Source organism: Limnofasciculus baicalensis BBK-W-15, from assembly GCF_024178385.1.
GTDB classification, from domain to species: Bacteria; Cyanobacteriota; Cyanobacteriia; order Cyanobacteriales; family Coleofasciculaceae; genus Limnofasciculus; species Limnofasciculus baicalensis.
In genome coordinates this window covers 22,000-28,639 of record NZ_JAMZMM010000032.1, presented here as the reverse complement: position 1 = coordinate 28,639, position 6,640 = coordinate 22,000, and the positions used below count along the sequence as shown (strand labels likewise).

5 protein-coding genes and 1 CRISPR repeat array are annotated in these 6,640 nt (G+C 44.6%); of the genes, 3 read left to right on the top strand and 2 right to left on the bottom strand.

Going from position 1 to position 6,640, the window contains the following annotated elements; all coding sequences use genetic code 11:
* Positions 1-314 precede the first annotated feature (314 nt).
* Complete coding sequence (locus NJ959_RS05470; RefSeq protein WP_254010745.1) at positions 315-1,487, top strand: HetZ-related protein 2; 1,173 nt, start codon at positions 315-317, stop codon at positions 1,485-1,487.
* Between the two features lie 368 nt (positions 1,488-1,855).
* The gene (locus NJ959_RS05465; RefSeq protein ID WP_254010744.1) at positions 1,856-3,043 is read left to right on the top strand and encodes an ATPase, T2SS/T4P/T4SS family; all 1,188 of its coding nucleotides are present in this window, start codon (positions 1,856-1,858) and stop codon (positions 3,041-3,043) included.
* 174 nt (positions 3,044-3,217) lie between these two features.
* Here the strand turns inward: NJ959_RS05465 and NJ959_RS05460 are convergent, their stop codons facing one another.
* Entirely contained in the window at positions 3,218-3,628 is a 411-nt protein-coding gene (locus NJ959_RS05460) for an MAPEG family protein (protein ID WP_254010743.1), read from the bottom strand.
* A gap of 133 nt (positions 3,629-3,761) precedes the next feature.
* Complete coding sequence (locus NJ959_RS05455) at positions 3,762-4,949, bottom strand: aspartate aminotransferase (protein ID WP_254010742.1); 1,188 nt, start codon at positions 4,947-4,949, stop codon at positions 3,762-3,764.
* Between the two features lie 389 nt (positions 4,950-5,338).
* A CRISPR array of direct repeats spans positions 5,339-5,824; the repeat unit is 36 nt; unit sequence CTTTCCAAGTCCGCTTCCCCGAAAGGGGATGGAAAC.
* 108 nt (positions 5,825-5,932) lie between these two features.
* On the opposite strand from NJ959_RS05455, the gene NJ959_RS05450 reads away from it, so the two are divergent.
* Positions 5,933-6,538 carry a Uma2 family endonuclease gene (locus NJ959_RS05450; protein ID WP_254010741.1) on the top strand — a complete coding sequence of 202 codons (606 nt, stop codon included), beginning with the start codon at positions 5,933-5,935 and terminating at the stop codon, positions 6,536-6,538.
* Positions 6,539-6,640: the final 102 nt, after the last annotated feature.

Here is a 6,640-nt window from a genome sequence, read left to right as displayed (position 1 = left end):
GGTGAAAAGGGGGGCAAAAACAAGTATCTTTGCCTTCATTGGGATGCTCCCAACCAACAACCAACAACCAACAACTCTTTTAGTTTACAAAACTTAACGCTCTGGATCGGTGAGCGCATGTCCCAGCGCCTTGTGATATAGGACAATGCAAGAGAAGATCGGGATCTCAAGTCAGAGAGGGTATCTATCAAAGCTTAAGTGTGATGGTTGGGGAAAGCTAAGTGGGACTGCGATCGCTGATATTTAAAGGTAAAAGTGTTGAAATGGGAAAGAGTCGGTATCAAAATCCGTTAGTGCAGTAGAAGAGGGAAGTCATGCAAGCTTTAAAACAGGGGTTCGAGGAGTGCAATCTCATGGAAAAGTTGGTAGCGCAACTAGCCCAAGAGTGGCGAAATCGTATAGCTTATGACTACCCAGACTTAAGTCTGGCAAACTGCAACAGCATTGCCCGGTGGTTACTCACCGATAAGAGCGAGGAGATTGACACCTTAATGCCAGCGCAGCTTGCAGTCATGCGCCAAGCGATGGAATATCGCTACCGGATTTTGCGACACCGCTATTTAGGGGTGGAGCCTAAGCAAGCGTACCGAAATTTGACAACCCGGTTAGCTTCTGTGGTAACCTTACGCAATAAGATTCGGACTTGGGTGTCTTTGAGCCGCGATCGCCAGCGAGCTGTTGTGGATGTTTTGCAAGAGGTGATTCAGGAATTATTAAATAGCGATCGCTATATCCAAAGGCAAATTACCTGGATTGCCCAATGTACAGACAATATCCACCTGCGGGATGCTTTATTGCTGACTACAGTGGAAGAATATTGTTTGCGTCCAGTCCGTAACCAACCCCTGCTAGTCTATAGATTTGTTAACTTTCTCAAAAGATCGGCACGGGGAGGGATGACTAATGTACCCCAAGGGGAGATAATACGACTAGTTTCCGAGTCAGTAACTCCGGAGGACACAGACACATCTGTTAGTTTGTTGGACAACCAAGCGGTTAGCGATTATCAAGAATCTCAATCCTGGCAAGAGCAACAAATGCAGCGCCAGTCTGTACGGCGGGAATTTGAAGCTTATCTGGCGGAAAACTTGGGTGCCCAGGCAGCGCAATGGTTGCGGCTTTATCTTCAAGGGAAATCTCCTGAAGCAATCGCCACTGCTTTAAACTTACCTACCCAGAAGGTATATCGACTGCGAGAAAAAATTAAATACCATGCGATTCAGGTATTTGCCATTAAAGCGAAACCAGAATTAGTCGCCAGTTGGCTGGAAGCATCCTTGAGCGATCATAACCTGGGCTTAACACCGAGCCAGTGGGAACATTATTGTGACAGCCTAACAGAAGAGCAACGCCATTTCCTCGAACAGTTGAAAGGCGGGAAAGGATTGGATGCGATCGCCAAAGAGTTTAATTTCAAGATGAACCAGGCGATCGGTGAATGGAGCAAGCTTTATTTAGCCGCTCAAGCAATCCGAGGCTCTTCTTAAGCCATGATTCTAGCTGAAAGCCTCAGCTAGAGACGATCGGGGTAGGTAAAAAAATAACTTGATTAGGAATATAATTTGGAGGAATGTTAACGAAATATTTATTGAATTAAAACCCTATTTATAAGTCTGTTCATTGTCTAGATTGTCTTGGCTCGAGGTCTAAAAATTATTTTTCCATGACTATTCATCTGCATCTATCTGCTTTCAGTAGTGTCAGGAGATGCGTTTCAGTTATCAAGATATTTATCTTTACTCAGGGAATTACATGCGTCACCATAAATTGATATGATAGTGCCTAACTAGAACTTTTTAAAAATGGCACTCATCTGGCTAATGGATAAGCCAATTCTCAGGATGGAGAAGTTATAATGCCGTCGTTACCAAGGCACCCAGATTCCTCTGAAAATTCCGAAGAGCCTACCGATCCGTCTCAGGCTGCGGAAGTATCTGGCATGGATACAGAGCAAATGTTTCGGCTAATTGATGGCATTCTGCCCTTTGAAGCTTGCCTGTACTATCAATTCCTACCCCTGGCATTGGAAGGTAAGTACCTCAAACTGGGTATGGTAGATCCTCATGACTCCTCTTCCCTGGATTATGCCCGTAATATTCTGGCTTACCTCAACTGTTCCCTCAAGACGGAACAAATTACCACTAAGACTCATCACTTGATGCTGTCAGCTTACTTAAACTATTCTCAAACCGCCAAACGCACTCAGAAGCGAAAATCTAAGCCGAAGAAACAGGTTCCTCCCGCTGAAAAACCAACTCTAATTTTACAAGATTCAGATCCTCCTGCTGTATCAGATTCACCTACTACTGAAACGCCTGCTCCTGTAGCATCAAAAGCCGTATCTTCCACGCCGATTGATCTATCCTTAGTCTCGTCACAGAAGCCACAAGATGGAGAGGCATCAATGGCTGCGACTTTAGGAGAGACTACTCTACCTCTGGAGGTGGCAGCCCTTCATCTCTCTGAGCCGATGGAGTTTCTTGCTACTTTACCCCCCGATCGGTTATTACAAGAGTTATTAGGTCGTGTCTTAATGGGTGGAATTGGTCGGCTTTATTTTGAGCGACAACCTGATAGTGGTCGCATTCTCTGGAGTCAAGATGGTATATTGCAATCAGTATTAGAAACTTTAAGTGTTTCGCTATTTCAAGATTTAATTATTGAACTTAAACGTTTGGTTAATTTACCATTGGAGCCTGTCGTAAAACCTCAAAAAGTAGAGATTGAGCGACAGTATCAAAATGAATGCCTTCTGCTGCGCTTGCAGGTTATGCCGGGTTCTCACGGAGAAGAAGCAACCCTCCAAGTCTTGCGGGGAGCGGCTTTGAAATTTTACCAGCGAAAAAAGTTGGAAAAACTGGGACAGGAATCCCTAAATTTAGCTCACGTATTGCGACGAAAACTTAAGGAAATGCGCGATCGCTCTTTTCGTTACGATCTCCCTATAGAAGAGGAAGCAAACCTTAAAAAACTGCTAATATGTTTAGACCAACAAATTGATTGTATAACTGAGTTTCCAGTAAATCCGCAATCTGATAGTTAAAGGGAATGGGGAAGAGAGTTTTGAATTTTGAGTTTTGAGTTTTGAGTTTTAATTCAAAACTCAAAACTGGGGAGCATCCCAAGCAAGAATACAATCTGCATTTCTTCCTTGCTCGGGATGCTCCCCAAAACTGACTTCGTCCCGCTTCCCTAACAAAACTCATAATTATATAGATTAGACTCCAGTCGCAAATATTTTAATTATCCCGACTAGGGAACCTATAATAAGTACCATAGTGGAGAGGCTATTGATTGCAAAACCAAGTATTCGTTTTTCCGCCGCTTGATAGTAACCCCAAGCGTATATAATCCGTCCAATCACCCAGATTGTACCGATTCCCGCACCCCAAATTGGGCTGATAAATAAAGAGAATAACCACAAATTTGGCAGAAATAGAATGAGTTGTTCTAGAGTATTTTGCTGAACTCGAAACACTCTTTCAAAATCTGGATTTCCTGAAGTTTGGGGTACAGGTACGTTATACTTTGACCTAGCCCTGCCCACATTGATAATCAGGACAAAATAAACAATTAAGCTGACGAGGGTTACTAAACTTGGAAAAATTAGCGATTTTAGCTCGATCATCTGACACACTCTTAATCTTTATACTACACTCCCCGGAATAGTTCTCAGTGTTGAGTTCTCAGTTTTCAATTAAAACTCAAAACTCAAAACTCAAAACTCAAAACTCAAAACTGTCGAACCCACTCCCCACTCCCTAACCCTGATAGCGAATACCAGCTTGTTTCAAGCGGTTTATGGCTTCACCCAAGCGATCGCATTCTGCAATTAAACTTATTCTTACATAGCCTTCACCCCCGATGCCAAAGGCGTTTCCTGGGGTGACTACCACACCAGTTTTTTGTAAGACATTTAAGGCAAAATCTGTGGAACTTTCACCGGGAGGGCAAGGAACCCAAAGATACATAGTTGCTTTAGATTTAGGAATATTCCAACCTAATTCCCCTAATCCCTGAATCAAGAAATCCCGGCGACGAATATAACGCCCTTGGACTTCATTGAGGTGGCTATCTGGCAATTGCAAAGCAGTTTCAGCGGCTGTTTGTAATGCAGCAAAAATACCGTAATCCAGATTAGTTTTTAAGGTACGCAATCCTTGAATAATATGGCGATTTCCGACAACGAAACCGACTCGCCAACCTGCCATATTGTAGGTTTTCGATAAAGTATGGAATTCGACACCAATTTCCTTGCCACCGGGAATTTCTAGCAAACTAGTAGGCTGATAGCCATCAAAAGCTAATTCAGCATAACACAAATCGTGAACTAGCAAAATAGAATAGCGACGGGCAAAAGCCACAATTTCTTCAAAAAATTCGCGGGGAGCTGTTGCGGTAGTCGGATTGCTGGGATAATTAAAATAGAGAATTTTGGCTCGTTGGGCAATTTCTTCAGGAATTGCGGTTAAATCGATTAGCCAATCATTTTCCGGTTTGAGAATTAGGTTATAAATTTCTCCACCTGCAATTAATGGACCGCGAAAGTGGGGAGGATAGGAGGGACTAGGGACTAAAATTAAGTCACCGGGATTAATGTAAGCTAAAGCTAAATGAGTTAGTCCTTCTTTAGATCCTAATAAAGGTAAAGCCTCACTATCTGGATTTAAGTCAACATCATAACGGCGGCGATACCAATTAGTAATAGCGCGGCGGAAGCTAGCAGTCCCTTCAAATGGGGGATAGCCGTGGTTAGCTGGATTCTGTAGGGCGGCAATGGCGGCTTCAATAACGGGTTGTGGCGCAGCGCCGTCGGGATTACCCATGCCCAAATCGATTAAATCCAATCCTTGTTCCCGGGCGCGGGCTTTTAGTTCATCTAAACGGGCAAATACATAGGGGGGTAATGCAGCAAGACGTTGCGCTGGGGTAATCCAATCCAAATTCATTAGAAATGCAGGGGTTCCTAGACTATCAAATTATATAACTAACCTGAGTTCGGAGTTCGGAGGGGAGAGACTCCACCTAAATTTCCCGACATCTCGCCATTTTCCCTCTCCATGAGGCTTGACAATTACGGCTAACTGCTATAGTGTTACGGACAAAGCATTTTCCGAACCAGGAAAATTGAATGGGTAAATCCGTGCCAAAAAAAAATCGACACCACTCGCCAAATCGCTGAAACCCTATTGTTTTCGTTGACTGGTGTCGATGCCTTACAGAGTAAGGGTTTGAGATTGGTTTTTTCGTCAGTTTTTGATTGGAAATGGCCTCATCTTTTGAGTGGTGTCGAATCGTCGTCTGAAATCCGCTCTGGGTAAGGGTTCCACAGCGAACTCTTTCCAAGTCCGCTTCCCCGAAAGGGGATGGAAACGAGACATCTACGACTCGGGTGAAATCATAGTCATAGCCTTTCCAAGTCCGCTTCCCCGAAAGGGGATGGAAACCCGTTAACCGCTCCTTGTGGAGCGGGTTGAGCAATCAACTTAACTTTCCAAGTCCGCTTCCCCGAAAGGGGATGGAAACTTCAACTTCCAGCAATTCCTCTGCAGAAAAGTTTTTCTTACTTTCCAAGTCCGATTCCCCGAAAGGGGATGGAAACTTGCGCCCGTTGCGCTTGGCGTTGTCCACGTAACAACCCTTTCCAAGTCCGCTTCCCCGAAAGGGGATGGAAACGAAACATTTAACTTAGCCATGATTAAAGACTCCAAACTTTCCAAGTCCGCTTCCCCGAAAGGGGATGGAAACTTGTAGGCAAGGAGTTCTTCAAGGCGTTCGCCAGCCGACTCTTTCCAAGTCCGCTTCCCCGAAAGGGGATGGAAACGCAGCAGAAAACTGGTGAGCGGAATGCTCTACCAGGTTAAATGGATCTGTTTCATATCAATATGTTGTAGGATAAAGAATAGGATGCCACGCCAGGTGACAGCTTACTATGACGCAAACTCCTCTTCTCACTCCACCTTCCACTGACCAACGCCTTGTCTATTCCGGCACTACCTGGCAACAATTCAAGCTGATTCAGACTGCTTTTGCTGACTCAAAGGGGATTCGGCTCGCTTACTACGACAATACCATTGAAATTATCATGCCGGGACGCGAACATGAAGTCTTTAGTCGTCTCATCGGCTTTTTAATTGGATTATTTTGCCTGGAAAACGCCATTGAATTTGAACCCACAGGTTGCATGACACAAGAGCGAGAAGGAGAAGCCTCTGCCCAAGCTGATGAATCCTACTGTTTTGGGGTATCCAAGCCAATCCCGGATCTCGTCATCGAAGTTGTATTCAGCAGTGGCGGCTTGAATAAGCTCAAGCGGTATCAAGCATTAGGAGTGCCGGAAGTGTGGTTTTGGCAAGACAGTTTATTTAGCCTCTACCGCCTACGTGGTAACCATTATGACAAAATCACCCGCAGTGAAATACCCGAAATGGCAACCCTCAGTATTGAGCTACTCACCCGCTGCGTCTTGATGGCTGAGACTTCTCGGTTGGAAGCAGCGAGTGAGTTTCGCAAGGCACTTAAATCACCCTCTGCTTGAGCCTACAATTGGAAACGAGATACTAGTTACAATCCCGAACAACGCTAGGACTTTCCAAGTCCGATTCCCCGAAAGGGGATGGAAACGATAGAAAAGTCCAGA